Annotated in this window: 15 protein-coding genes; 4 read left to right on the forward strand and 11 right to left on the reverse strand. The window is 74.1% G+C overall.

All coding sequences use genetic code 11. The features are described from left to right. Positions 1–45: 45 nt before the first annotated feature. A complete protein-coding gene (locus ACIG3E_RS00290; RefSeq protein ID WP_399609452.1) occupies positions 46–1467 on the reverse strand; it encodes a dipeptidase in 1422 nt (473 codons plus the stop codon). Positions 1468–1477: 10 nt separating this feature from the next. After that, a complete protein-coding gene (locus ACIG3E_RS00295) occupies positions 1478–5116 on the reverse strand; it encodes a UvrD-helicase domain-containing protein (protein WP_399609454.1) in 3639 nt (1212 codons plus the stop codon). 272 nt (positions 5117–5388) lie between these two features. On the opposite strand from ACIG3E_RS00295, the gene ACIG3E_RS00300 reads away from it, so the two are divergent. Further along, positions 5389–5694, forward strand: a complete 306-nt coding sequence (locus tag ACIG3E_RS00300) for a hypothetical protein (RefSeq protein ID WP_399609456.1) — start codon at positions 5389–5391, stop codon at positions 5692–5694. 166 nt (positions 5695–5860) lie between these two features. Here ACIG3E_RS00300 and ACIG3E_RS00305 read toward each other — a convergent pair whose 3' ends face one another. Together ACIG3E_RS00305 and ACIG3E_RS00310 are read right to left on the reverse strand one after the other, a co-directional pair. Beyond that, positions 5861–9370, reverse strand: a complete 3510-nt coding sequence (locus ACIG3E_RS00305) for an ATP-dependent helicase (protein ID WP_399609458.1) — start codon at positions 9368–9370, stop codon at positions 5861–5863. Positions 9371–9541: 171 nt separating this feature from the next. Beyond that, the gene (locus ACIG3E_RS00310) at positions 9542–9946 is read right to left on the reverse strand and encodes an MGMT family protein (protein WP_399609460.1); all 405 of its coding nucleotides are present in this window, start codon (positions 9944–9946) and stop codon (positions 9542–9544) included. Positions 9947–10110: 164 nt separating this feature from the next. Between ACIG3E_RS00310 and ACIG3E_RS00315 the strand changes: the two genes are divergently transcribed. The 3 genes from ACIG3E_RS00315 to ACIG3E_RS00325 all read left to right on the forward strand — a co-directional run bounded on the left by ACIG3E_RS00315 (position 10111) and on the right by ACIG3E_RS00325 (position 16439). Beyond that, entirely contained in the window at positions 10111–13065 is a 2955-nt protein-coding gene (locus ACIG3E_RS00315) for a YbhN family protein (RefSeq protein WP_399609462.1), read from the forward strand. A 99-nt stretch (positions 13066–13164) separates the two neighbouring features. Next, positions 13165–14754: an alpha/beta hydrolase gene (locus tag ACIG3E_RS00320; RefSeq protein WP_399609464.1), complete on the forward strand. Its 1590-nt coding sequence runs from the start codon at positions 13165–13167 to the stop codon at positions 14752–14754. An 86-nt stretch (positions 14755–14840) separates the two neighbouring features. Further along, positions 14841–16439: an alpha/beta hydrolase gene (locus ACIG3E_RS00325; RefSeq protein ID WP_399609466.1), complete on the forward strand. Its 1599-nt coding sequence runs from the start codon at positions 14841–14843 to the stop codon at positions 16437–16439. Between the two features lie 69 nt (positions 16440–16508). Here ACIG3E_RS00325 and moeZ read toward each other — a convergent pair whose 3' ends face one another. From moeZ to ACIG3E_RS00360, 7 genes are all read right to left on the reverse strand, one after another. Continuing rightward, complete coding sequence (moeZ, locus tag ACIG3E_RS00330; RefSeq protein WP_399609468.1) at positions 16509–17687, reverse strand: adenylyltransferase/sulfurtransferase MoeZ; 1179 nt, start codon at positions 17685–17687, stop codon at positions 16509–16511. Positions 17688–17750: 63 nt separating this feature from the next. Continuing rightward, positions 17751–18563, reverse strand: a complete 813-nt coding sequence (locus ACIG3E_RS00335) for a spherulation-specific family 4 protein (protein ID WP_399609470.1) — start codon at positions 18561–18563, stop codon at positions 17751–17753. Then, complete coding sequence (locus ACIG3E_RS00340) at positions 18551–19501, reverse strand: NAD-dependent epimerase/dehydratase family protein (protein WP_399609472.1); 951 nt, start codon at positions 19499–19501, stop codon at positions 18551–18553. Before ACIG3E_RS00340 ends, ACIG3E_RS00335 begins: the two co-directional genes overlap by 13 nt. A 301-nt stretch (positions 19502–19802) precedes the next feature. Next, positions 19803–21206 carry a hypothetical protein gene (locus tag ACIG3E_RS00345; RefSeq protein WP_399609474.1) on the reverse strand — a complete coding sequence of 468 codons (1404 nt, stop codon included), beginning with the start codon at positions 21204–21206 and terminating at the stop codon, positions 19803–19805. Further along, positions 21203–23050: a glycosyltransferase gene (locus ACIG3E_RS00350; protein ID WP_399609476.1), complete on the reverse strand. Its 1848-nt coding sequence runs from the start codon at positions 23048–23050 to the stop codon at positions 21203–21205. Before ACIG3E_RS00350 ends, ACIG3E_RS00345 begins: the two co-directional genes overlap by 4 nt. Before the next feature lie 234 nt (positions 23051–23284). After that, positions 23285–24922, reverse strand: a complete 1638-nt coding sequence (locus ACIG3E_RS00355) for a dipeptide ABC transporter ATP-binding protein (RefSeq protein ID WP_399609478.1) — start codon at positions 24920–24922, stop codon at positions 23285–23287. Further along, on the reverse strand, positions 24919–25896 hold the full coding sequence (locus ACIG3E_RS00360; protein ID WP_399610714.1) for an ABC transporter permease: 978 nt from the start codon (positions 25894–25896) through the stop codon (positions 24919–24921). The genes ACIG3E_RS00355 and ACIG3E_RS00360 overlap by 4 nt, the downstream gene beginning before the upstream one ends.

The raw sequence follows: 25896 nt of genomic DNA on the forward strand, positions 1-25896 counted from the left end.
CCCCGGTGGAATGGGTGGTTCAGCGAGCAGGTGTCTTCGGTGTGCTCAGTGTGCATCGCGCCAGTGCTCCGCGAGGTCGCCCCAGAGGTAGGCGGTGGTCTCGACGCCCTTGAGGAGCAGGTCGAGCTCGACCTTCTCGTTCGGCGCGTGCCAGCCGTCCGAGGGTATGGAGATGCCGAGGAAGAGCACGGGTGCCCCGAGGACGTCCTGGAGGTCGGCCGCGGGGCCTGAGCCGCCTTCGCGGGTGAAGAGGATCTCCTGCTCGAAGGCGCGGCCCATGGCGCGGGCCACGGACCGCAGGGCGGGGTGGTCGAGCGGGGTCAGGCAGGGGCGGGTGGCGGCGCCGAAGGTGATGGTGTGGCGGATGCCCGCGGGCAGCTGGTCGGCGACCCAGGTGCGGACGGCTTCTTCCACGTGGTCGGGGTCCTGGCCCGCGACCAGGCGGAAGGAGAGCTTCAGCAGGGCGCTGGACGGGATGATCGTCTTGCCGCCCGCGCCCTGGTAGCCGCCTCCGATGCCGTTGACCTCGGCGGTGGGGCGGGCCCAGACGCGCTCCAGGGTGGTGTGTCCCGCCTCTCCGTGGGGGGCGTGTGACTTGGCGGTGCGCAGCCACTCGGCCTCGTCGAAGGGCAGTGCGGCGAAGAGCTGCCGTTCGCGGTCGGTGAGCTCGATGATGCCGTCGTAGAAGCCCGGTACAGCCACGCGCGCGTGCTCGTCGTGCAGTGCGGCGACGAGGCGGGCCGCGGCGGTGGCCGGGTTGGGTACGGCGCCGCCGAAGGAGCCGGAGTGGATGTCCTGGTCGGGGCCGTACAGCTCGATCTCGCAGTCGGCGAGGCCGCGCATGCCGGTGCAGACGGTCGGGGTGTCCTTGGACCACATGCCGGTGTCGGAGACGACGACGGCGTCGGCGGCCAGGCGGTCGCGGTGGCGCTCGATCAGGTCGCGGAAGTGCGCGGAGCCGGACTCCTCCTCGCCCTCGACGATCAGCTTGAGGTTCACGGCGGGGGCGGTGCGGCCGGTGACGGCGAGGTGGGCGCGTACGCCGAGGGTGTGGAAGAAGACCTGGCCCTTGTCGTCGGCGGCACCGCGCGCGTAGAGGCGGTTTTCGCGGATGACGGGCTCGAAGGGGTCGGTGTCCCAGCCGTCCTCGCGGGCTGCGGGCTGCACGTCGTGGTGGCCGTAGACGAGGACGGTGGGTGCCTGCGGGTCTCCGGAGGGCCATTCGGCGAAGACGGCCGGGGCTCCGGCGGTCTCCCAGACCTCGGCGGTCGGGAAGCCGGTGTCCTTCAGCCGGGCGGTCAGCCAGTCGGCGCTGCGGCGCACGTCGTCGGCGTGCTCGGGCTGCGCCGACACGGACGGGATGCGCAGCCACTCGGCGAGGTCGTCGAGGAAGGCGGCGCGGTGGTCGTCGACGTACTCGCGTACGGCGCTGACGACACTGTCAGCTTGGTCGGCGGACTTACTCATGGTCACGAGCCTATCGGCCCACGGGAGCGGTCCTGTCCGGTGGCCGGTCGGCCTTGGGGCCGCCGCCCTTGGCGGCGGCCTCACGGTCGGCCTGGCCCTCGTCCCCGTCCTCGTTCTCGTACTCGTTCTCGTCCTCTCCGAGCAGGAGCCGTTCCAGCTCGGCCCGGCCGGGCAGGTGGCGCGGGCGTACGACGTCGCCGCTGCGGACGTACAGGAACGCGGCGGTCACGGACTCCAGGGGGACGCCGTGCTGCTCGGCCCAGGCCAGGCGGTACACGGCGAGCTGGAGCGGGTCGGCGTCCTGGGTGCGGCTGGTCTTCCAGTCGAGGATCTCGTACGTGGCGTCGGCGCCGTCGCCCTGCTTGTAGACGGCGTCGACGCGGCCGCGGATGAGGCGGCCGCCGAGGGTGAGCTGGACGGGGGCTTCGGCGCGGTAGGGCGTGCGGTGGGCGTACTCGGTGCGCTCGAAGGCCTCCTTGAGGGCCTCCAGGTCGCGTTCGTCGGCGATGTCGGCCTCTCCGGGGGCGCCGCCGGGCAGTTCGTCCGGGCCGAGCATGGGCAGGCGCAACTCTTCGAAGCGGGCCTCCACCCAGGCGTGGAAGCGGGTGCCCCGCCGGGTCGCGGGCTGGGGGGGCCGGGGCATGGGCCGCGCGAGCTCCTGGGCGAGGCCGTCGGGGTCGGCGGCCAGGCGCAGCACCTGGGAAGCGGTGAGCGAGGCGGGCAGGGGCACGTCGCGTACGCCCTCGCGGGCGCGCAGGAGCTCGTCGGCGAGGGCGTCCAGGTCGCGGTCCCAGGAGGCGAGCGTGCGGAGCTCCTCCGGGGTGAGGGGGTGCTCGGGTCCGGTGGCGTGCGGCTCGCGCGCGTGCGGGACGACGGGGTCTGGGGGCGTGGGGCGGTCGCTGCTCCAGGAGTCCCAGTCGGAGGGGTCCTCGGCCTCGGGCGGGGGGGCGCCGTCGTCGTACGGGGTCTCGCCGAAACCGTTGTCTTCGTAGAGCCCGCCGTCGCCTTCGTAGGGCCCGCCGTTCTCTCCGGGGAACGCGTCCTCTTCGTAGAACTCGTCGTCCTCCGGGGGCGGCGGCCATTCCGGGTCCGCTGCCGGGTGGGGCTCCTGGTGGTCGCGGGCCGTGCCCGTCCTGAGGCGGTCCAGGTGGGCCTGGACGGTGGCCGCGGCGGCGCGGCGGCGGGTCAGGGAGGCGGGGTCGAGCGGGAGCGGCCAGGCGTGGTCGGCGGCGGCCTCGCGCAGGGCGGGGTTCTCCTCGCCGTCTTCCGGCTCGTCGGCCCAGGCTTCGATCTCGCCGTGCCCGGCGGCGCAGTGGTCGTACAGCGCCGTCAGGAAGGCGGACGGGCCGCGCGGCTTCTTCTGGGTGGGGCCCCACCAGTGGCCGGAGCCGAGGAGGAGGCTGCGGGGGCGCGTGAACGTCACGTAGCCGAGGCGGAGCTCTTCGGTGTGCTGGTGGTCCTTCATGGCGGCGTGGAAGGCCTTGAGGCCCTTGGCGTCCCAGGTGTCGACGTCGGGCAGGGTGTCGGCGTCGCCGCGCAGGGCGTGCGGGACGACCTTGGCCTGCGCGGTCCACTTCTCGCGGCCCTGGGCGCTCGGGAAGGTGCCGGTGACGAGGCCGGGGACGGCGACGACGTCCCACTCCAGGCCCTTGGACTTGTGGGCGGTGAGCACCTTGACGGTGTTCTCGCCGCCGGGCAGGGCGTTGTCGAGGCCCTTCTCGTACTGCGCGGCGGTGCGCAGGAAGCCGAGGAAGGCGAGCAGGGAGGCCGCGGGGTCGTGGGCGGCGAAGGACGCGGCGACGTCCAGGAAGTTGGACAGGGTCTCGCGGCGGCGGGCGGCCAGGGCGTGCGGGGACGCGGACAGCTCGACTTCCAGGCCGGTGACGGCGAGGACGCGGTGCAGGACGTCCATCAGCGGGTCGGCGAGGGAGCGGCGCAGGTCGCGCAGCTCGGCGGCGAGGTGGGCGAACCGTACGCGCGCCTCCGCGGAGAAGGGCAGGCCGTCGTCTTCGGAGGTGCCGATCGGCGACTCCAGGAAGGTGTCGAGGGCGTCGGCGAGCGATATCACCTCGGAGGGGTCGACGCCTTCCACGGCCTGGGCGAGGCGGCGGTCGGCTGCTTCGGGGTCGTCGGGTCCGCCGGGTGCCGGGTGGCCGTGCCGGACGAGGAGGCGGGCGCGGCGGCCGAGGAGGGCGAGGTCGCGGGCGCCGATGCGCCAGCGGGGGCCGGTGAGGAGCCGCACCAGGGAGGCGTTGGCGCCGGGGTCCTGGAGGACCTCGCAGACCGCGACGAGGTCGGCGACTTCGGGGAGGTGCAGGAGTCCGGAGAGGCCGACGACCTCCACGGGTACGTCGCGGGCGACGAGGGCGCCCTGGATGTCGGCGAAGTCGGTGGCCGTGCGGCACAGGACGGCGATCTCGCCGGGGGCGGTGCCGGTGCGGACGAGGTGGGCGAGGGAGTCGGCGATCCAGTCGATCTCTTCGGCGTGGGTGCGCAGGAGCGCGCACCGGACGGTGCCCTCGCGCTCGGCGCCGGGGGCGGGCCGCAGGGCCTCCACGCCCGCGTGGCGGGCGCGCAGCGGGGCGGCCAGGCCGTTGGCGAGGTCGAGGAGGCGGCCGCCGCTGCGGCGGTTCTCGCTCAGCGCGTGGCGGGTGGCGGGGCGGCCGTCGGCGTGGGCGAAGTGGTGCGGGAAGTCGTCGAGGTTGGCGACGGAGGCGCCGCGCCAGCCGTAGATCGCCTGGCAGGGGTCGCCGACCGCGGTGACGGGGTGTCCTGTGCCGCCGCCGAAGAGGCCCGCGAGGAGGATGCGCTGGGCCACGGACGTGTCCTGGTACTCGTCGAGCAGGACGACGCGGAACTCGTCGCGCAGGATCGCGCCGACGTCCGCGCGGGTGCGGGCGAGCGTCGCGGAGTGGGCGATCTGGTCGCCGAAGTCGAGCAGGTCGCGGGCGCGCTTGGCGTCGCGGTAGCGCTCGACGAGGCCGGTGAGCTCGGTGCGGGCGGCCGCCGCTTCGGGGACCTTGCGGAGGTCGCCGTTGGTGAGCTTGGCGCCTGCCAGGGTGCGCAGCAGCTCGGTGTCGTACGCGCGGAGCCGGGCGGGGTCCACGAGGTGCTCGGAGAGCTCGCTGTCGAGGGCGAGGAGGTCGCTGACGAGGTCCGGGAAGGAGCGGGTGAGTGCCGGGTAGGGGCCGGGGGCCTCGCGGAGCACGCGCGCGGCGAGCTGGAAGCGGGTGGCGTCGGCGAGGAGCCGGGAGGTGGGTTCCAGGCCGATGCGCAGGCCGTGGTCGGTCAGTAGGCGCCCGGCGAAGGCGTGGTACGTGGAGATGACCGGCTCGCCCGGGGCGTCGTCGGGGTCGGCCGGGTCCGGGTCGGTGACGCCTGCCTTGACGAGGGCCTGGCGGACGCGGTCGGCGAGCTCGCCCGCCGCCTTGTTGGTGAACGTCAGGCCGAGGACCTGCTCGGGGGCGACCTGGCCGGTGCCGACCAGCCACACCACGCGCGCGGCCATCACCGTCGTCTTGCCCGACCCGGCTCCGGCCACGATCACCTGCGGGGCGGGCGGCGCGGTGATGCAGGCCGTCTGCTCCGGGGTGAACGGGATGCCGAGGAGCTCTTTGAGCTCGTCGGGGTGGGTGAGGCGGGAAGGCACGTGGGAAAGGCTAGCGGCGGCCACTGACAACTGGGGCCAGCGATCAGTGGCTGAGGCTGCCAGCCCGGACTTGAGCACCATAGGTCACGTCGAGGGCATCCAACTCCATCTAACCCCGCGACATCCTGATGCCGAATGCAGGGCAAACAGGCGAGGGAACCAGGCCAGGCCTCCCCTTTGTCACTTTGATCTTGCATCCGAACGCATGATCTACTTTCAGCCCGGCCCAGTGCCAGGAATCGTTAACCAATCGATCACCAGCAAGGAGAAGCATGAAATCACTGAAGGCGAAGCGAATCCTTGTGGCAGTGAGCATGCTCGCGGGTGCGGCGGCGGCTATGCCGATCGCGACGGCGGCGCCAGCTGCGGCTTCAGCTTACGACTGCACGTACTACCTGAAGCAGAAGGGCTACACAGTTGGCTCGAAAGTGAAGGCAATTTGCGACGGCGCGTACAAGCACCGGGATTCGCTAAGCCAAGTGGCAAGTCAGGCAGCATGCAAGGGCGTGCTGTACAACTTGGGAGTCAAGACAAACCACGCCGACCGCGCTTGCAGGCTGGCAGCCAACTTGCCGTAGCAGGAGGGTTTCGTACGGCTATCCGAGTGCCTTGAAGGATCTGGCCCTCCAGGGCACGTGGCTGCGTCAAGGCCCAACTCAACTCTTGGCAGAGCCTAACAGCGTTGCCCTGGTGCAGCCGTTCCAAGCACATTAGCGGCATGAGTCCGCAGTATGGCAGCCGGGTTCACTCCACGACCTGGCGGCCCTCCGGGAGGGCGCTGCACGAGGTGCGGAAGGCGCAGTGGGTGCAGTGCTGGCCCGTTGCGGGCGTGAAGCGTTCGTCGAGGACCTTGCCCGCGGCGGTGGCCAGGAGGTCGGCCACCCAGTCGCCGCCGTCGCCGGACAGGGGCCGCTGTGCCTGGACCTTCGGCAGGGTGTCGCCGCCGTCCTTCTTGGCGGCGCCCTGGCGCAGGTGCACCAGTTCCGCGCCGCCCGCCTCGGGGCGGGTGCCGCCGAAGGCGTCGTCGGCCGCGCCTTCGCGGAGCGCGAGCTGGTAGACGGCCAGCTGGGGGTGGCGGGCGACGTCGGCGGCGCTGGGGGCCTGTTTGCCGGTCTTGAAGTCGACTACGTAGGCGCGGCCGTCCCCGTCGCGTTCGACGCGGTCCATGGAGCCGCGTACGCGCACTTCGTAGGGGCCTGCTTCCAGGGTCACGTCGAAGCCGTGCTCGCTGGCTACGGGGGTGCGGCCCGCGTGGGCGCCGCTGACGTGCCACTGGAGGAACCGTTCGAGCGCTACGCGCGCGTGCTCTTTCTCCTGGTCGGACTTCCAGGGGGCGTCGAAGGCGAGGGCGTCCCACACCGATTCGAGGCGTTCCATGAGGACGTCGAGGTCGGCGGGGGTGTGCCCGGAGGCGACCTCGTCGGCCAGGACGTGGACGACATTGCCGAAGCCCTGGGCGGCGGTCGCGGGCGCGTCCGCCTTCACCTCGCGGCCCAGGAACCACTGCAGGGCGCAGGTGTTGGCGAGCTGGTCCAGGGCGCTGCCGGAGAGGGTGACCGGCTTGTCGCGGTCCCGGAGGGGGGCCTTGCTGGCCGTCGGCTCGTGCATGCCCCACCAGCGGGAGGGGTGCGCGGAGGGCACGAGAGGGCGACCGTCGGCGTCGGCGAGCCCGGCGAGGCGGGCCAGGCGGTGGGCCGCGGCCTCGCGCAGGGCGTCCGACGCGTGCGGGTCGACGGTCGTGGCGCGCAACTCCGCGACCAGGGCGGAGACCGACAGTGGGCGGCGCGGGCGGCCCGTGACGTCCTTGGGTTCGACGCCGAGTTCGGTGAGGAAGCGGGACGGCTGGTCGCCGTCGTCGGCGGGCGCCTTGACGGCGGTGACGACCAGGCGTTCACGCGCGCGTGTGGCGGCGACGTAGAACAGGCGGCGCTCTTCGGAGAGCAGCGCTCCGGGGGTGAGGGGTTCGGCGATGCCGTCGCGCCCGATGCGGTCGGCCTCCAGGAGGGAGCCGCGGCGGCGCAGGTCGGGCCAGAGCCCCTCCTGGACGCCCGCGACGACGACGAGGCGCCACTGCAGGCCCTTGGAGCGGTGTGCCGTCATGAGGCGTACGGCGTCGGGGCGCACGGCGCGGCGGGTGAGCGTGTCGGCAGCGATGTCCTGGGCCTCGATCTCCTCCAGGAAGTTCAGGGCGCCCCGGCCGCCGGTGCGCTCCTCGGCGCGGGCCGCGGTGGCGAACAGGGCGCACACCGCGTCGAGGTCGCGGTCGGCGTTGCGGCCCGCCGCGCCGCCGCGCAGGGCGGCGCGCTCCAGGCGGCGCGGCCAGGGGGTGCCGTCCCACAGCTCCCACAGCGCCTGCTCGGCGGTGCCGCCGCCCGCGAGGCACGCGCGGGCCCGGCCGATGAGTTCGCCGAGGCGCTGGGCGCCCTTCGCGTACGAGGGGTCGTGCGCGACGAGCCGCTCCGGTTCGGCGAGGGCGCGGGCGAGCAGTTCGTCGGAGGGCGGCGGCAGGGGGTTGCCCGCGGCGCGCTCCTCCTCGCGCAGGGCGCGGCCGAGGCGGCGCAGGTCGGCGGCGTCCATGCCCGCGAGTGGGGAGGTGAGCAGGGCGAGGGCGGTTTCGGTGCCGAGCCAGGCGGGGGTGACCTGGGGGGCGGCCCGGCCGTCATCCCCGGCACCCCCTGAGCGCGCCTGGCCCTCGACCTGCTGGGCGCCCGAAGGCACGCCCTGGAGGCCCGAAGGCACCCCTTGGAGGCCCGATGGCACCCCCTGGGAGCCCGAAGGCACCCCCTCGCTGTCCGGGCGTGCCTGAGCCCCCGTCACGGCCCCCGTCGCACCCTCCCCCGACCGCCCCTGGTCCTCCGCCGTGGCCACCGCCCGCAAGGCCGTCAGGAGCGCCGTCACGGCCGGTTCCTGGCGCAGGGGGATGTCGTCGCCGTCTATGTCCAGGGGGACGCCGACGGCGGTGAGGGCGCGGCGGAAGGAGGGCAGGGTGCGGGCGCCCGCGCGCACGAGGACGGCCATCTCGCTCCAGGGGACGCCGTCCTCCAGGTGCGCGCGGCGCAGGATGTCCGCGATGTTGTCGATCTCCGTACCGGCCGTGGGGAAGGTGAGGACGTCCACGCGCCCGCCGTCCCTGACGGCGGCGAGGTCGCGGTGGGCGCGCACCTTCTCGGCGGGCAGCCGGGTCAGCGGCATGCGCCGGGCGAGGAGCCGGGTGGCCGCGAGGAGTCGGGCGCCGGAGCGGCGGGACGTCGTCAGGACCTCGACCGGCGCCGGGGTGCCGTCCGCGCGCGGGAAGTCGGACGGGAACCGGAGGATGCCGTTCACGTCGGCGCCCCGGAAGGTGTAGATCGACTGGTCGGGGTCTCCGAAGGCGACGAGGTCGCGGCCGCCGCCGACGAGGGCGTGCAGCAGGCGCACCTGGGAGGGGTCGGTGTCCTGGTACTCGTCCACGAACACGGCGTCGTACTGCGCGACGAGGGCCCGCGCCACCTCGGGCCGGTGGGCGAGCAGCACCGCGCGGTGCACCAGTTCGGCGTAGTCGAGCACTCCTTGGAGGTCGAGGACGTCGAGGTACTCGGCGAGGAACGCGGCCGCGGCGCGCCAGTCGGGGCGTCCGCTGCGGCGCGCGAAGGCGTCGAGGGCGTCGGGGCCGAGGCCCAGCTCGCGGCTGCGGGCGAGGACGGCGCGGACCTCGTCGGCGAAGCCGCGGGTGGTCAGACAGGCGCGCAGTTCGTCGGGCCAGCGGACCCGGGCGAGGCCTTCATCGGCGAGGCCGAGCTGCCCGGCGAGGAGCTCGCGGACGGCGACGTCCTGCTCGGGTCCGGAGAGCAGGCGCAACGGTTCGACGAACAGGTCGGCGTCCTGGTGGGCGCGGACCAGGGCGTAGCAGAAAGAGTGGAAGGTGGTGGCCTGCGGGGCGTCGGCGGCGCCTATCCGGTGGGCCATGCGGTCGCGCAGCTCCACCGCGGCCTTGCGGCTGAAGGTGAGCACCAGGACGCGCTCGGGGTCGGTGCCCTTGGCCACGCGCGCGGCGACCGACTCGACCAGGGTCGTGGTCTTGCCGGTGCCCGGACCTGCGAGAACGAGCAGCGGGCCGCCGTCGTGGTCAACCACGGCGCGCTGGCGTGCGTCCAGCTCAGGGGGGTCCGCGGCGACCGGCGGGGTACGCACCAGTCGGTAGGCGCCCGTGGCCCCCTGCCGTACCTGCTGGTACGAGGGGTGACGCGCGTGCCGTGCGGAGGAAGTGGAGCTCACGTGGGTCGCCGGTCCTGATGGGTGTTCTGATCGAGGTGTGGCCGCGAGGCGGTCACGGGGTGAGGGTGCATGCGTGCTGTCGACGCTACGCCAGTGTCCGTGTGGGACGGGTGGCTTCCCCCGTACGGGCCACTAGCGGCCCACCGCCGCGTGCCCGGATGCCGGAAGCTGTCAGATGTGACCTTCCGGAGCCTGCGGCCGCTCGCCCGGGCCGTCGGTGGCGGTCCCGCCGTCCCAGCGCGCCCGGCGCATGTCGATGCGCGGCACGTGTCCCTGCGTCGTCCGGCCCGCCTGCCGCAGAGGCGTGCCCTCCGCGCGGTAGGCCTCCAGGGCGCGCAGTTCGTGGCCGGGCAGCAGGGCGCCGTCAGCGCGGACCACGCGCCACCACGGCACCGCGCCTCCGTAGAGGGCCATCACTCGGCCGACCTGGCGGGGGCCGCCCTCCTCCAGCCACTCGGCGACGTCTCCGTACGTCATCACCCGGCCCGGGGGAATCATTTCCGCCACTTCCAGGACGCGTTCCGCGTACTCCGGAAGCTCCGCTGCCGCTCCGCTCTCCTCGCTCATCCGGACCATCCTGCCCCATGCCACCGACACGGTGACCGGTCGGATACGGAGCGTGTGGAGGCGTGTACGACTAGGTCCGATGTGGCAAATCGTGACCGTTTCGCGCCCCCGGATTGCCCCCTGATGCCCCCCGTTGTCGGCGGGGCATGCCACCATCATGCGGGCGGTGACTGGTGATACGAGATCAAGAAGAGGCGACGGAGCAGCAGAGCGTGCATTCCGACAAGACGGCTGGCACCTCCGCGGACATGTCACGTCCCGGTACCGGTGAGACCGTCGGCGACGGGGACGGCCGGGAATCGCGGGCCCTGACCCGCGCCGAGCAGCCGTCCGGCCCCACGGAACCGCGCCCCACGGAACCGCCCCCCGCCGAGCCGCACGCCTCCGGGCCGAGCTCCGCCAAGCCGCGTCCCACGGACCCGCACCCCACCGCCTCCCACCCCGCCGGGCCGCACCCCGCGGACGCCGCGCCCGCACAGGCCGCGGCCCCGGCGGAGGTGCCCGGCTTCGACATCGACTGCGCCGACGACTCCTACGCCGAGCGCGTGGAGGGCGACGAGCCGCTGCTCCCCGCGCGCGTGCACCGCCCCTCCGACCTGATGCGGCTGCTCATCGGCATGCTGGCGATCGCCGTGCTCCTCGCGATCTCCGCGTTCGCCCACGGCACGACGTCCGGCCTGGAGCAGGACATCAACGCGGGCACCGGCGAGCCGCCGGACCTGCTGATGAAGCTGGCGGGCCTGACCGCGAGCATCGGCGTCCTGCTCGTGCCCGTGGCGTTCGCGATCGAGCGGCTGATCAAGCGGGACGGGCTGCGCATCGCCGACGGCGTCCTCGCGGCCGTCCTCGCGCACGGCGTGACCCTGGCCACCGACCTGTGGGTCGCCAGAGGAGCCCCCGAGTCCATCCAGGACGCCCTGACACAGCCCTCGCCCGGCGACGTGCACGCGCTGACCGACCCGGTGCACGGCTATCTCGCCCCGGTCATCGCGTACATGACGGCCGTGGGCATGGCGCGCCGTCCGCGGTGGCGCGTCGTCCTGCTCGTGGTGCTGCTGCTCGAAGCGTTCACGATGCTCGTGTCGGGCAACACGACACCGTTCTCGATCATCCTGACGGTCCTCATCGGCTGGACCGTCGCCTACGGCACGCTGTACGCGGTCGGCTCGCCGAACGTGCAGCCCACCGGGCAGACGCTGCTCGCGGGCCTGCGGCACGTCGGCTTCCGCCCGGTGAGCGCCGCCCGCGAGGACGCCGGGGACAGCACCGACCAGGGGGACCGCGGCCGGCGCTACTTCGTCACGCTGGAGGACGGGCCACCGCTCGACGTCACGGTCATCGACCGCGAGCAGCAGGCACAGGGCTTCTTCTACCGGGTCTGGCGCCGTCTGACCCTGCGCAGCATCACCACCCGGCGCAGCCTCCAGTCGCTGCGCCAGGCGCTGGAGCAGGAGGCCCTCCTCGCGTACGCGGCGATCGCGGCGGGCGCCAACGCGCCGAAGCTGATCGCCACCTCCGAGCTCGGCCCGGACGCGGTGATCCTCGTCTACGAGCACACGGGCGGGCGGACCCTGGACTCGCTGCCCGACGCGGTGCTCACCGACGAGCTGCTGCGCGAGACCTGGCGGCAGGTGCGGGCGCTCCAGTCGCGGCGGATCGCGCACCGCAGGCTCGCCGGGGACGCCATCCTGGTGGATCGTTCCGGCAGGGTGATCCTGACGGATCTGCGCGGCGGTGAGATCGCGGCCGGTGACCTGGTGCTGCGGATGGACATCGCGCAGCTGCTCACCGCCTTCGGGCTGCGCGTCGGCGCGGAGCGCGCGGTCGCCTCCGCGGTCGAGGTGCTCGGGCCCGACGCCGTGGCCGACTGTCTGCCGCTGCTCCAGCCGATCGCCCTGACGCGCTCCACGCGCGCGACGCTGCGCAAGCGGGCCCGCGAGCGCGCCCAGCGCGAGCGCGACGCCGTCCTGGAAGCGTCCCAGCGGGCCAAGGTGGCGCGCGGCGAGGGCGGGCCGGAGGAGCAGGCCCCGGACTCGGCGGCGGCCCGCAAGTCGCTGCGCGCGGAGAAGCAGGCCGAGAAGCAGGCCATAGACGAGGCCCTGGAGCAGGCCCGCGAGGAGGACCTGCTCACCCAGATCCGCCACCAGGTGCTGCGGATCCGGCCGACGGCGCCCGTGGAGCCCGCGCAGCTGGAGCGGATCAGGCCGCGCACGCTGATCAGCTTCATCGCCGGTGCCATCGGCGCGTACTTCCTGCTCTCGCAGCTCACCCACGTCGACTTCGGCACCATCGTCGGAGAGGCCGAGTGGGGCTGGGTCGCCGCGGCCGTGGTGTTCTCGGCGCTGAGCTACTTCGCGGCGGCGATGAGCCTGCTGGGCTTCGTGCCGGAGCGGGTGCCGTTCCTGCGGGCAGTGGCCGCGCAGGTCGCCGGGTCGTTCGTGAAGATCGTGGCGCCCGCGGCGGTCGGCGGTGTCGCGCTGAACACCCGGTTCCTCCAGCGGTCCGGGGTGCGCTCCGGGCTCGCGGTGGCGAGCGTCGGTGCCTCGCAGCTGTTCGGGCTCGGCTCGCACATCCTGCTGCTGCTCATCTTCGGCTATCTGACGGGCACCGAGAAGACGCCGTCGCTCACCCCGTCGCGCACGGTCATCGCGGGCCTGTTGTCGGTGGCGGTGCTCGTCCTGGTGGTGACCGCCATCCCGTTCCTGCGGAAGATCGTCGTCACGCGCGTGAGGTCGCTGTTCGCGGGTGTCGTGCCGCGCATGCTGGACGTCCTGCAGCGCCCGCAGAAGCTGCTCACCGGCATCGGCGGGATGCTGCTCCTGACGTTCTTCTTCGTACTGTGCCTGGACGCGTCCGTGCGGGCGTTCGCCAGCGAGGAGATGGGCACCCTCAGCCTGGCCAGCGTCGCCGTGGTCTTCCTCGCGGGCAACGCGCTCGGCTCGGCCGCGCCCACGCCCGGTGGCATCGGCGCGGTCGAGGCGACGCTCACGCTCGGCCTCGTCGCCGTGGGCGTGCCCAAGGACGTGGCCGCCCCCGCCGTGCTGCTGTACCGGCTGCTCACGCTGTGGCTCCCGGTGCTCCCCGGGTGGCTGTTCTTCAACCACCTGACCCGCAAGGGCCAGCTGTAGCGCGCCGCCGTCCCGGCCGCGTACGCCCCGGAGGCGGCCAGGTCACCCGCACGGCTCGCGCCCCGAGCGCCCCGCCCTGCTCCCCCGCAGGATGGAGCCATGCCCAAGCTCCCGCCGCGCGCCAGGGCCCTGGCCGCCACCGCCGTCCTGCTGTCCACCGCGCTCGCGGCCTGCGGTGACGGGGCCTCGGACAGTGCCGACGCCGCCGACGAGGCCCGGCCGGACCAGAAGCTCAGCTGGAAGGACTGCCCGGCGCCGTCCGCGGCCGAGGGCGGCGGCGGGGCCCCGTCGCCGCTGCCCGGGGGCGCGCGGTGGCAGTGCGCCACCCTGAAGGCCCCGCTGGACTGGGACGAGCCCGAGGGCGACACGATCGGCATCGCGCTGGTCCGCGCCCGGGCCAGTGGCGCCGAGGACGAGCGCGTCGGCTCGCTCGTGTTCAACTTCGGCGGCCCCGGCGGCTCGGGCGTCACCACGCTGCCCGCGTTCGGCGCCGACTACGCGAAGCTGCGCACCCGCTACGACCTGGTGAGCTTCGACCCGCGCGGCGTCGGCCGCAGCGACGGCGTGCGGTGCGAGGACGACGAACAGCTCGACACGTACTTCCAGCAGGACGCGACGCCCGACGACGAGACCGAGCGCAAGGAGTTCATCGACAACGTCAAGAAGTTCAACGGGGCGTGCGAGGAGAACTCCGGCAAGGTGCTCCCCCATGTGCGCACCACCGACGTGGCCCGCGACATGGACCTGCTGCGCCAAGTGCTCGGCGACAAGAAGCTGCACTACTTCGGCATCTCCTACGGCACCGAACTCGGCGGTGTCTACGCGCACTTGTTCCCCAGGAACGTGGGCCGCGCCGTGTTCGACGCGGTCGTCGACCCCACCGAGACGGCCGAACAGGGCTCCCTCGGGCAGGCCAAGGGCTTCCAGCTCGCCCTCGACAACTTCGCGAAGGACTGCGTCTCCCAGAAGGACGACTGCCCCGTCGGCGACACCGAGGACGACGTCAAGGGCCGGATCGCCAAGCTCCTCAAAGACCTGGACGCCAAGCCGCTGCCCGGCCTCCCGCCGCGCCGCCTCACCCAGACCGCGGCGACCAACGGCATCGTGCAGGCCCTGTATTCCCAGGACTTCTGGCCCTACCTCACCGAGGGCCTCCAGGAGGCCTACGACGGCGACGGCCGGATCCTCATGCTCCTGTCCGACTCGATGAACGGGCGCAACGAGGACGGGGAGTACAGCAACCTGTCGGCCGCGAACGTCGCCATCAACTGCGCCGACGACAAGCCCCGGTACACGACGGCCGACGTCGAGGCGAAGCTCCCCCGCTTCCGGGAGGCCTCGCCGCTGTTCGGCGACTATCTGGCGTGGGGCATGCTGAGCTGCACCGACTGGGCCGTGCCGGGCGAGGCCGACCACCCGGACGTCAGCGCCTCTGGAGCGGCGCCGATCCTCGTCATCGGCAACACCGGGGACCCCGCGACTCCCTACGAGGGCGCCCGCAAGATGGTCGACGCGCTCGGTGAGGGCGTGGGCGTCGAGCTGACGTACAAGGGCCAGGGGCACGGCGCGTACGACAGCGGGGACGCCTGCGTGCGGGGCGCCGTGGACGGCTACCTCCTGAAGGGCACGGTGCCGAGGTCGGGCACGGTCTGCGGCACGGGCAAGGCGCCGGTCCCGTCCGGCACTTGAGGGGCGCGCGGCCGAGGGCGTGCCGGGGCGCTGTCAGTGGCCCCGCCTAGGATGGCCGGACGTTCTTTCGAGGGGGGAAGCGAGACATGCCGCGTTTCGTACGGTCGGCGGCCCTGGCCACCGCGGCGACCCTGGTGGCCGCGCTCGCCGTGGGCTGCACCGGCTCGTCCGACGACCAGGGCGGCAAGGACGGCAAGGGCGGCGACAGAAGCGGTGGGCGCCCCGCGGCCCAGGGCGCCGACCCGAAGCCGCGGCCGGACCCGTCGTCCACGCTGCCCGCGGCCGTGGTCTCGCAGCGGCTCGACTGGGGCGCGTGCGAGGGCTCGGGCAAGGACGCCCCGCCCGGCGGCGAGTGGCGGTGCGCGACCCTCAAGGTCCCGCTGGACTACGCGAAGCCGGACGGCGAGACCATCGGCATCGCCCTGATCCGCGCCGCGTCCACCGCGAAGAAGCGCGGCGACCGCATCGGTTCGCTCCTGTTCAACTTCGGCGGTCCCGGCGGCTCGGGCGTCTCCATGCTCCCGGCGTTCGCGAGTGCCTACGGCGACCTGCGCGAGCGGTACGACCTGGTGAGCTTCGACCCGCGCGGCGTCGCGGGCAGCGAGGGCGTGCGCTGCCGCAGCGACCGGCAGACCCAGGCGGCGGAGAAGACGGACCCCACGCCGGACACCCGGGCCGAGGAGAAGGCGTATCTGGCCGACGCGGCCGCGTTCGGCGCGGGCTGCGCGCGGGCCGCGAAGAAGCTCCTGCCGCACCTCTCGACGGCCGACGCGGCCCGCGACATGGACGTCATCCGGCAGGTCCTCGGTGACGAGAAGCTGCACTACTTCGGCATCTCGTACGGCACCGAACTGGGCGGCACGTACGCCCACTTGTTCCCGAAGAAGGTGGGCCGCCTCACCCTCGACGCGGTCGTCGACCCGACGGCGGGCGCGGTGGGCCACGCGCGGAACCAGGCCCGGGGCTTCCAGCGGGCCCTGGAGAACTACCTCAGGTCCTCCGGCGAGGTCCCCGCCACGGGCACGCGGAAGATAGCCGAGCTACTGCGCCGCGTGGACGCGAAGCCGCTGCGGACGTCCACGCCCGGCCGCAGGCTCACCGAGTCCCTCGCGACGACGGGCATCACGGTCGCGCTGTACAGCCGGCAGACCTGGCCGGTGCTCACCGACGCCCTGGAGAAGGCCGAGAAGGGCGACGGCTCGGGACTCCTGGAGCTGGCCGACACGTACAACGACCGGGACGCGTCCGGCGCGTACAGCACCCAGAGCCACTCGCAGCGCGCGATCGCCTGCCGGGACGCCAAGGAGCGGCCGACGGCGGCCGACGCCAAGGCGCGGCTCGCCGAGTTCCGGGAGATATCACCGGTGTTCGGCGGCTTCATGGCCTGGGACACGGCGGGCTGGTGCCACGACTGGCCGGTGGCCGGTCTGCGGGACACGCCCGAGGTGAGCGCTCCCGGCGCCGCCCCGATCCTCGTCGTCGGCACCACCGGCGACCCGGCGACGCCGTACGAGGGCGCCCGGAAGATGGCGGACGAGCTGGGTGAGGGTGTCGGCGTCCAGCTGACGTGGAAGGGCGAGGGCCACGGGGCGTACGGCAACGGCAGCGACTGCGTCGACGGCACGGTCAACGACTATCTGCTCAAGGGCGAGGTCCCGCGCGACGGCAAGGTCTGCGCGCCATGACGAGCGGCCCCCGGGTGCAGTCACCCGGGGGCCGCTGGGGCCGAGGCGGTGGGCCGTGTGGCCCGGCGTCTAGTAGACCGGCTTCTCGGGCTCGATCTGGTTCACCCAGCCGATCACGCCGCCGCCGACGTGCACGGCGTCCGCGAAGCCCGCGGACTTCAGGACGGCGAGGACTTCCGCGCTGCGGACGCCCGTCTTGCAGTGCAGGACGATCTTCTTGTCCTGCGGCAGGCTCTCCAGGGCGGTGCCCATGAGGAACTCGTTCTTCGGGATCAGCTTGGCGCCCGGGATCGAGACGATCTCGTACTCGTTCGGCTCGCGGACGTCGATGATCTCGATCTTCTCGTCGGCGTCGATCCACTCCTTGAGCTGCTTGGGAGTGATCGTCGAACCGGCGGCCGCCTCCTGGGCCTCCTCGGAGACGACGCCGCAGAAGGCCTCATAGTCGATGAGCTCGGTGACGGTGGGGTTCTCGCCGCAGACCGCGCAGTCGGGGTCCTTGCGGACCTTGACCTGGCGGTACTGCATCTCCAGGGCGTCGTAGATCATCAGGCGGCCGACGAGCGGCTCGCCGATGCCCGCGAGGAGCTTGATGGCCTCGTTGACCTGGATGGAGCCGATGGACGCGCAGAGCACGCCGAGCACGCCGCCCTCGGCGCAGGACGGGACCATGCCGGGGGGCGGGGGCTCCGGGTAGAGGCAGCGGTAGCAGGGGCCGTGCTCGGACCAGAACACCGAGGCCTGGCCGTCGAAGCGGTAGATGGAGCCCCATACGTACGGTTTGTTCAGGAGCACGCAGGCGTCGTTGACCAGGTAGCGCGTCGCGAAGTTGTCGGTGCCGTCGACGATCAGGTCGTACTGGCTGAAGATGTCCATCACGTTCTCGGCTTCGAGCCGCTCTTCGTGCAGGACCACGTTGACGTACGGGTTGATGCCGAGGACGCTGTCGCGGGCCGACTCGGCCTTGGAGCGGCCGATGTCGGACTGGCTGTGGATGATCTGGCGCTGCAGGTTCGACTCGTCGACCTCGTCGAACTCCACGATGCCGAGGGTGCCGACACCGGCCGCCGCGAGGTACATCAGCGCCGGTGACCCGAGGCCGCCGGCGCCCACACAGAGCACCTTGGCGTTCTTCAGCCGCTTCTGCCCGTCCATCCCGACATCCGGGATGATCAGGTGGCGGGAGTACCTGCGGACCTCGTCGACGGTGAGCTCAGATGCTGGCTCGACCAGGGGTGGCAGCGACACGGAGACTCCGTTGGTCGGATATGCGGAACGGTTGTTCTCTCCGTAACACTGCCACGGCCTTCTTCATTCCGAGACACCTGGTCCGATACGCGAGACGATCTCGTCCCAGTAACCGGGCAGGGCCTCCCAGGGGTCGCCGCCCGCGCCGCTGCCGCCGCCGTCCGTGCGGTCGGTGAAGTAGATCGTCGAGGCGCCCTGCCAGCGGGCGACGCGCAGCGCCTCGTCGAGGTGGCCGCGCGGTACGCCGTGCACGAGGTGGCAGAAGTGCTCGGGCGGGTAGTCGGCGGTCCACTCGGCGACCTGGGACCAGCGGTAGTCGCTCCAGGGGCCGCTGAACGTCACCAACTGGTCGGCGCTCTCGATGTATCCGGGGTACGGGTGGGTGCCGTGCCCGAACACGACGTGGGCCCTGCCGAGGAGCGCGCGCAGGGTGGTGACGGTGCGCCGGACCTCGGGCAGCGCCGCGCGTTCCGTGGGGCAGCGGGCGAGGTAGAAGCCGTCGACCAGGTACCAGTCGAGGTAGCGGTGGGCGTCGGAGACGAGTTCGCCGAAGCTCCGGGCGCCGTACGCCGCGTCGAGGTGACCGAGGACCCGGACGCCCGCGTTCCGTAGGCGCCCCGCGGCGTCGAGGCAGTGCGGGTCGGGCCGGTCCCCCGGGCCGCCCGCGACGTTCAGGACGACCCAGTGCAAGGAGTCGTGGGACCGGGTGAGTTCGGCCCACTCGGCGGAGGCGAGCAGCGGGTGGGCGGTGCCGGGGACGCCGAAGCCGACGCGCGGGACGGGCCGCGGGCCGAGGGCCGTCGTGCCCGTGGGTCGCGGTCCGCGGCCCGGCCGGGGGGTGGGGCCGGGGCGCGGTGTGCGGCCTAGATGCGGCATGCGGCCTCCATCCAGATGTCGGCGAGCGACTCCTCGAGGTTGATGCGCGGCCGCCAGCCGAGCCGGTCGCGCGCGGTGCGCACGTCGGCCTGCTGCCAGCTGCCGCAGCCGTCCGGGTAGGGGTAGGCGGCGGGCGCGGCGTGCTCGGCGTCGGCCCGCGGGTGGAGGCCGGGCCTGCCGGGCGGCTGGTCGAGTTCGTGCAGGGCGCCGCCGTAGCCGGCGACGCGGGCGAGCACGGCGGCGGCGTCGCGCAGCCGCACGGCGCGCCCGGAGCCGATGTTGACGACACCCTGGGCGGCGGAGAGCGAGGCCGCGTGCACGGCCCGCGCGATGTCGCGGACGTCGATGAAGTCGCGCTGGACGCCGAGCCCGCCGAGCTTCAGCTCGCCGTCGCCGGACTGCATGGCGCGGCGCATGGCCTCGGCGAGGCGGCCGAGCGGCGATCCGGCCGGGGTGCCGGGGCCCGCGGGTGAGAACACCCGCAGGACGACGGCGTCCAGGCCGGAGCCGAGGACGAGTTCGGTGGCGGCCAGCTTGCTGACGCCGTAGGGGCCGCCGGGGCGGGGCACGGCGTCCTCAGCGGTGGACGAGCCGGGCTGGCTCGGGCCGTACTCGGCGCCGCAGCCGAGCTGCACCAGGCGGGCGCCGCAGCCGCTGCGGCGCAGGGCCTCGCAGATGGTGGCGACGGCGACGGTGTTGTGCCGGGTCAGTTCGCGGGCGCCGCCGCGGGTGGCGCCCGCGCAGTTGATGACGACGCCCGGGTGTACGGCGTCCAGGAAGCGGGTGAGCGCGCCGGGGCTGCCGCTGGCGAGGTCGAACCGTACGTCCGAGTCGTCCCCGCGGCCGAGCGCGGTGAGCTGGACCGCCGGGTCGGCGAGCAGCCGGTCGGCGACGAACCGGCCGAGGTATCCGTTGGCTCCGATCAGCAACACCCTCATCGGGCGCCTCCGGGGACGGACGCTCGGATGCTGGGCCTTGTCATCTGCGTTTCTCCTTCAGGGTGGTGCCGGTTGTGGGCTAACGGATGGACCGGCGCGGCCCGCCGCGACCGGGGCCCGCGCCGCCGGGGCCCGTGCCGGGGCCGCGGGGGCGGGAGTTCGGGCCGTTCGGGGGCGGGGTGGTCGGGGGGTGTGCCACGGGGGTGCTGACGCCTAGGGCGCTGGAGCCGCGGGCCCTGGTGCCGCGGGCCCTGGTGCCGCGGGCCCTGGTGCCGCGGGCCCTGAGGGGCGGCGCACGCGTTCATGCCGCACCCCCGCAGGCGTGCGCCGAGGCGCGGCCGAGCACGCGGACCGCGCGGGCCAGCAGGAGCGCGGCCCCCGCCCCGCAGGCGGCGGCGGGCGCGCCCCAGGCGAGGGCCGCGGTCTCCACCGGCGTGGCGAGGAGGCCGCAGCCCGGAAGGCGGGCGGCCCACGCGAGGGCCAGGGCCGCAGCGCCGGTCGCGCCGACCGCGGCGTACACGAGGGCGGGCGCGCGCGTGGAGCCGTGCGCCGCGAGGAGGCGGCCGAGCCACAGCAGCGCGGCCAGCGCCCCGACGCCCAGGCACGGGGTCACGCCGCCCGGGCCCGCGGCGCCGAGGAGGCCGAGCGCGGCGTCGGCTCCGGCAAGTACCAGGCCCACCGCGATCGCGTAGAGCGCGAACACGCCGAGCAGGAGGGGGCGTACGGACGCGGCGAAGTCGGCGAGCCCCCGGCTCCTGCCGAGCCGCCTGCGGGCCCGCACCGCAAAGAGCCGGGCGCACGCCGTGCCGGGCGCGACGGCGGCGGCGAGCCCGAGGGCGGCGAGGGCCGAGGGCGCCGGGGGCAGGGCCGTCCCGCCCGGCGCGGCGGCGCGCAGCAGCCCCTCGCCGAACAGGGCGTACGCGAGCAGCCAGCCGGTCCACGCGCGCGTGGCCGACGCGGCGGGGCGCGGGGTGCGCAGCGGGCCGTGGCGCAGGGCGACGCGGGCCGTGGCGGCGAGGGCGAGCGCGCCGCCCAGGCCCACCGCGAGGCGCACGCCGCCCGTGGTGAGGGCGAGCCCGGCGACGGTGAGGGCGCACACCGCGCCGGGCAGCAGCGCGAACACGGGCCAGGCGGCGTGGACTTCGGGGGCGGTGCCCGCCGGTCGGCCGGTGCTGCCGTCCCCCGGGGCGTCGAGGGCGTGCCACTCGTCGCTGTCGCGCGGCACGCGCGCGTACATCTCCTCAGCGAGGGCGAACACGTCGCGGTGCCGGAACCGCGCGGCCGTGCGGTCGGTGACGCCGTGCGCCTCCAGGCCCGCCGCGATCTCCAGCGGGTCGACGGCCCGTTCACAGAGCTCGCGGTGCCGGTGGAGCAGCGCCTTGACGGGGTCACCGGTGCCGCGCCTGGGGGGCCGCGCGCCACGGCTCGACGCGTCGACGCCACGGCTCGGGGCCTCCGCACCACGACTCAGGGCCTCCACGCCACGACCCGGCGCGTCCACGCCACGGCTCAGGGCCTCCGCACCACGACTCAGAGCCTCCACGCCACGACCCGGCGCGTCCACGCCACGGCTCAGGGCCTCCGCACCACGACTCAGAGCCTCCACGCCACGACCCGGCGCGAAGGCGCCGCCGCCCGGGCCCTCCGCGCCCCCACTCCAGCCGGTCGCGCCGCCCCGCAGCGCCGCCGCGTCACGTCCCGTCACGACGCCACCTCCCCCAGGTGTTCCCGCAGGCCGTAGCGGGTGGCCCAGCTCGGGGCGGTGGTCGCGGCGGTGCCGAGGGGGACGGGCCCGCCGAGGGGGGCCGCGCCCGCGAGGCGGCCGCCGACGGCCCACCGGCCGGGCACGGACGCCTCGGCCGGGTGGGCGAACGGCACCGGTTCGCCCGCCTCGTTCACGGTCTCGCGGCGTACCGGGCAGTGCGAGACGATCTCCAGGTAAATGCCGTGAAATGCCGCGATGTTCTGCTCGACCGTGAAGAGTTCGAGCGCCCGGGCCCGCGCCGCCGCACCGAGGCGCGCGCGGCGCTCGGGGTCGCGCAGCAGCTGCACGCACGCCTGCGCGAGCGCCCGGGGGTTGCGGGGCGGCACCACGAGACCCGTGCCACCGATGACCTCGACCACCGCGCCGACGTCCGTCGAGACCGTGGCGCGGCCGCAGAGCATGGCCTCGATGAGGCTGATGGGGAAGCCCTCGACGACGCTGGACAGGACGACCACGCCGCCCCCGGCGTAGGCGTCGGCGAGGTCCGGCGCCTCGGGGCTGCCGATCTCCTCGAAGGAGACGGGATTGGCGCCGACGGTGTGCGCGTCCTCGGCCTCGTCGGGGAACAGCTGCGCGGCGAGCGCCCGGCAGTGGGCGAGGTACGCCGCGGCCCCCTCCCCGTCGGCGAGGGCGCCGACGATCCGCAGGCGCGCCCCGGGCTCTTCCTTGCGGACCTCGGCGAAGGCGTGCAGGAGGGAGATCAGGTCCTTGGCGGGCTCGACCCGGCCGACCCACAGGAGCGTGTGCGGCTCGCCGGGCTCCTCGCGCTCGCCGACCTCCGCGAAGCGGTCGGCCTCCAGGCCGGGGTAGACCGTGCGCAGCTTGGCGCGGTCGGCGCCGCACCGCTCCTGCCAGCGGCGGGCGTGCGCGTTGCCGGGGGTGATGACGGTGGCCTCGCGGTAGGTCTCGGCGGCGAGCCTGCCGTGGAAGGAGGCGAGCAGCGCCCGCGCGGGCGCGCTCTCCGCGGCGGCGCCCGCGCCCGCCAGGTAGTGCGCCCGCAGCCGTACGCCGTACTCGGTGACGAGCAGGGGGACGCCCGCGAAGTGCCGGGCGAGCAGGCCGGGCAGCGCGGCGGCGCCGCCCGCCGTGGCGTGGCAGAGGTCGACGGCGCCGAGCGTGTCGTCGTCGTACCAGTCGAGGGAGAGCGGGCGCAGGGTCCGCTCCAGGTCCGCCGCGACGGTGAGCAGGTCGGGCACGCGGGCGGCGCGGGCGGCCCGGTGCGCGCCGGGCGCGCGGCAGGCGCTCTCCAGGGCGCGTACGGCGTCCTCGGAGCGCAGGGCCCCGGCGAGCCCGCCGGTGTCGCGGGCGAGTTCGGCGAGGCCGTAGAGGCCGCTGCGGAAACGGTCCGCCAACTCGTCGGACGCGCCCGCCACCCCGTCGAACGTGCCCCTCACCTCGCCGGACGCGCCTGTCGTCCCGCCGGACGCGCCCGCCATTCCGCCGGACACGCCCGTCATCCCGCCGGACACGCCCGTCACCTCCCCGGACGTGCCCGTCATCCCCGCCGCGAGCTCCGCGAAGCACTCGGCGAAGCGTCGGCCCGCGCGGCGCCGCCCCCACAGCACCGACCGCCCGGCGGCCTCGCCCCACAGCGCGGCGCTGTGCACCCGGCGGACCTGCGGGGGCAGGTCGACCCAGCCCAGCGCCTCCTGGCGGGCGCTGCGGCTCAGCGCGTAGACGTCGAACTCGTGCCGCCCGAGCCCGCGCACGAGCCGGTCGCACCAGAGCCTGGCCTCACCGCCCACATACGGATAGCCACTCTCCGTAAGCAGTCCTATGCGCACGCGTGCACCCCCGATCTGCCCTATGGGGAGCCGCCGTTGGCCCGGCGGCTCGCAGCGGGACGAACGTATGCGGACATGCCGGTGGCGCGACGGACGGTTGTCCATCGCGCCACCAAAAGGGGTGAAGAGCAGTGACTTTCCCGCGCCGGTAGCGTTCCGTCGCGCTATAGAAGCCTCATAGGGCGACGAAAGGCGTCATGCGGGGCTCGTGGGGCCCTGCTCGCTCACGCGGAGTCATGCCACGGCCAATTCCTCCGGAGCCGGTCCTGACCGGGCGACGCGGGCCGCGCGGCGTTCGGCGGCGAGCGCCGGGTCCAGGGCGGGCACGGCCGCGAGCAGGTCCTTCGTGTACGGGTCCCGGGGCGCGTCGTAGACCTCGTCCACGGAGCCGTACTCGACGATGCGGCCGCGCCGCATCACCGCGACCCGGTCGCTGACCTGGCGCACCACCGCGAGGTCGTGCGCGACGAAGACGAGGGCGAGCCCCAGCTCCCGCTGGAGCTCCGCGAGCAGCGCGGTGACCTGGGCCTGCGTGGTCACGTCGAGCGCCGAGACCGGCTCGTCGCAGACGATGAGCCGGGGCTCGGCGGCGAGCGCCCGCGCGATGCCGACGCGCTGGCGCTGGCCGCCGCTGAACTCGTGCGGGTAGCGGTCGTAGTGCGCCGGGTCGAGGCCGACGCGCTCCATCAGGTCCCGTACGCGGGCGCGGATCGCCACCTCGTCGCGGTCGCCCCGCGCGCGCAGCGGATCGGCGACGGACTCGCCCACCGAGCGGCGCGGGTTGAGCGAGGAGACGGGGTCCTGGAAGACCATCTGCACGCCCGGCACGGGGCCCGCGCCCTGCTTCTCGACGCCGCCGAAGCTCAGCCGTCCCGAGGTGGGCTCCAGGAGCCCCACGAGCATCCTGCCAAGCGTGGTCTTGCCGCTGCCGCTCTCGCCGACGACGCCGAGGGTCTCGCCGCGCCGCACGGTCAGCGACACGTCGTCGACGGCGACGAAGGCGCCCTTGCCGCGCCCGAACGCGCGCCGCAGCCCCTGGGCCTCGACGACGACGTCACCGAGGCCGCCGGAGCGCGTCTCCCGTACGGAGTCGACGCGCGGCACGGCGCTCAGGAGCTGCTGGGTGTACTCCTGCCGGGGCGCGGCGAGGACGTCGGTGACGCCGCCGCGCTCCACGACGCGCCCGTGCCGCATGACGAGCACGTCGTCCACGCTCTCGGCGGCCACGCCCACGTCGTGGGTGACCAGGAGCAGGCCCATGCCGGTCTCGGCGCGCAGCTCGTGCAGCAGGTCGAGGATCTGTGCCTGCACCGTCACGTCGAGGGCGGTGGTCGGCTCGTCGGCGATGAGCAGCTCGGGCTCGCAGGCCAGGGCCATGGCGATCAGGGTGCGCTGGCGCATGCCGCCGCTGAACTCGTGCGGGCGCGAGCGCGCCCGGCGCGCGGCGTCGGCGATGCCGACGCGGCCGAGGACGTCGACGGCACGCGCGCGTGCCGCGCGGCGCGAGGCCCCGGAGTGGGCGCGGTACACCTCGGCGATCTGGTCGCCGACCGCGTAGTACGGGTCGAGCGAGGACAGCGGGTCCTGGAAGACCATCGCGGCGACCCCGCCGCGCAGCCGCCGCAGTTCGCGGTCACCGGCCGCGGTGACGTCGACGCCGCCGACGCGCACGGCGCCGCTGACCCGTGCCCCGGTGTCCCGGTGCAGGCCGAGCAGCGCGGAGGCGACGGTGGACTTGCCGGAGCCGGACTCGCCGACGAGGGCGAGGGCGGCGCCGCGCGCCAGCGTGAAGGAGACGTCGTCCACGGCGCGTACGCCGCCGAAGCCGACGCTCAGGCCGTCCACGTGTACGAGCTGGTCGTCGAGGCTCATGCGAGCACCACCCGTCGGTCGGCCACCGCGTACAGCACGTCCGCGACGGCGTTGGCGAGGACCACGAAGAAGCCGGTGACGAGGACCATGCCGACGACCACCGGCAGGTCGACGACCCGGACGGCCTGCACGAGTTCGCGGCCGAGCCCGGGCAGGCCGAACAGCGTCTCGGTGAGCAGGGCGCCGCCGAACATGGTCCCGAAGTCGTTGGCGGTCAGCGCGATCACGGGCGCGAGGGCGCCGCGCAGGGCGTGCCGCCCGACGAGGGCGCGCTCGCTGATCCCGTACGCGCGGAAGGTGCGCACATGGTCCTCGGCGAGCGTCTCCAGCATCGCGGACCGGGTCAGGCGCGCGTACTTGGCGGACTCGATGAGGGCGAGCGACACCCAGGGCAGGAGCAGGTTCCACGCCCACTGCTGCGGGTCCTCGGTGAGGGGCACGTACTGCGGGAACGGCAGCCATTGGAGCTGGCCGCAGACCAGGACCATCAGGAGGAGGCCGATGACGAACACGGGGGTCGCGGTGCCCGCGAGCGTGACGGCGGTCAGGATCCGCTCGGTGGGGCGGCCGCGCCGCCACGCCGACAGGACGCCGGTGCCGACGCCGAGGATCAGCCACAGGACCATCGCGCCGAGCGCGAGCGAGCCGGTGACCGGCACCTTGTTCAGGATCAGATCGGTGACCTGCTGGTCGGTCTGGTACGACAGGCCGAGGCAGGGCGCGTCGCAGTGCAGCACGCCGGTGCCGGTGGAGTAGTCGTGGCCGACGAAGAGGGAGCGCAGGAACTCGAAGTACCGCGCGTACATCGGGTCGTCGAGCTTGAGCTGCTCGGAGACCTGCTGGACCTGGGCGGGCGAGCAGCGCGGGCCGCAGGTGATCTGCGCGACGTCGCCGGGGGCGACGTAGAAGACGGCGTAGATGACGACGGACAGGGCGAAGAGCGTGACGACGGCGCCGAGGGCGCGCCGCACCAT

It is taken from the genome of Streptomyces sp. NPDC053474, assembly GCF_044544845.1.
GTDB lineage: Bacteria > Actinomycetota > Actinomycetes > Streptomycetales > Streptomycetaceae > Streptomyces.

Coding starts and splice junctions, on each gene's coding strand:
- ACIG3E_RS00290 (WP_399609452.1), bottom strand. CDS start 1,467: ATGAGTAAGTCCGCCGACCAAGCTGACAGTGTCGTCAGCGCCGTACGC.
- ACIG3E_RS00300 (WP_399609456.1), top strand. CDS start 5,389: ATGAAATCACTGAAGGCGAAGCGAATCCTTGTGGCAGTGAGCATGCTC.
- ACIG3E_RS00310 (WP_399609460.1), bottom strand. CDS start 9,946: ATGGTCCGGATGAGCGAGGAGAGCGGAGCGGCAGCGGAGCTTCCGGAG.
- ACIG3E_RS00320 (WP_399609464.1), top strand. CDS start 13,165: ATGCCCAAGCTCCCGCCGCGCGCCAGGGCCCTGGCCGCCACCGCCGTC.
- ACIG3E_RS00325 (WP_399609466.1), top strand. CDS start 14,841: ATGCCGCGTTTCGTACGGTCGGCGGCCCTGGCCACCGCGGCGACCCTG.
- ACIG3E_RS00335 (WP_399609470.1), bottom strand. CDS start 18,563: ATGCCGCATCTAGGCCGCACACCGCGCCCCGGCCCCACCCCCCGGCCG.
- ACIG3E_RS00340 (WP_399609472.1), bottom strand. CDS start 19,501: ATGAGGGTGTTGCTGATCGGAGCCAACGGATACCTCGGCCGGTTCGTC.
- ACIG3E_RS00355 (WP_399609478.1), bottom strand. CDS start 24,922: ATGAGCCTCGACGACCAGCTCGTACACGTGGACGGCCTGAGCGTCGGC.
- ACIG3E_RS00360 (WP_399610714.1), bottom strand. CDS start 25,896: ATGGTGCGGCGCGCCCTCGGCGCCGTCGTCACGCTCTTCGCCCTGTCC.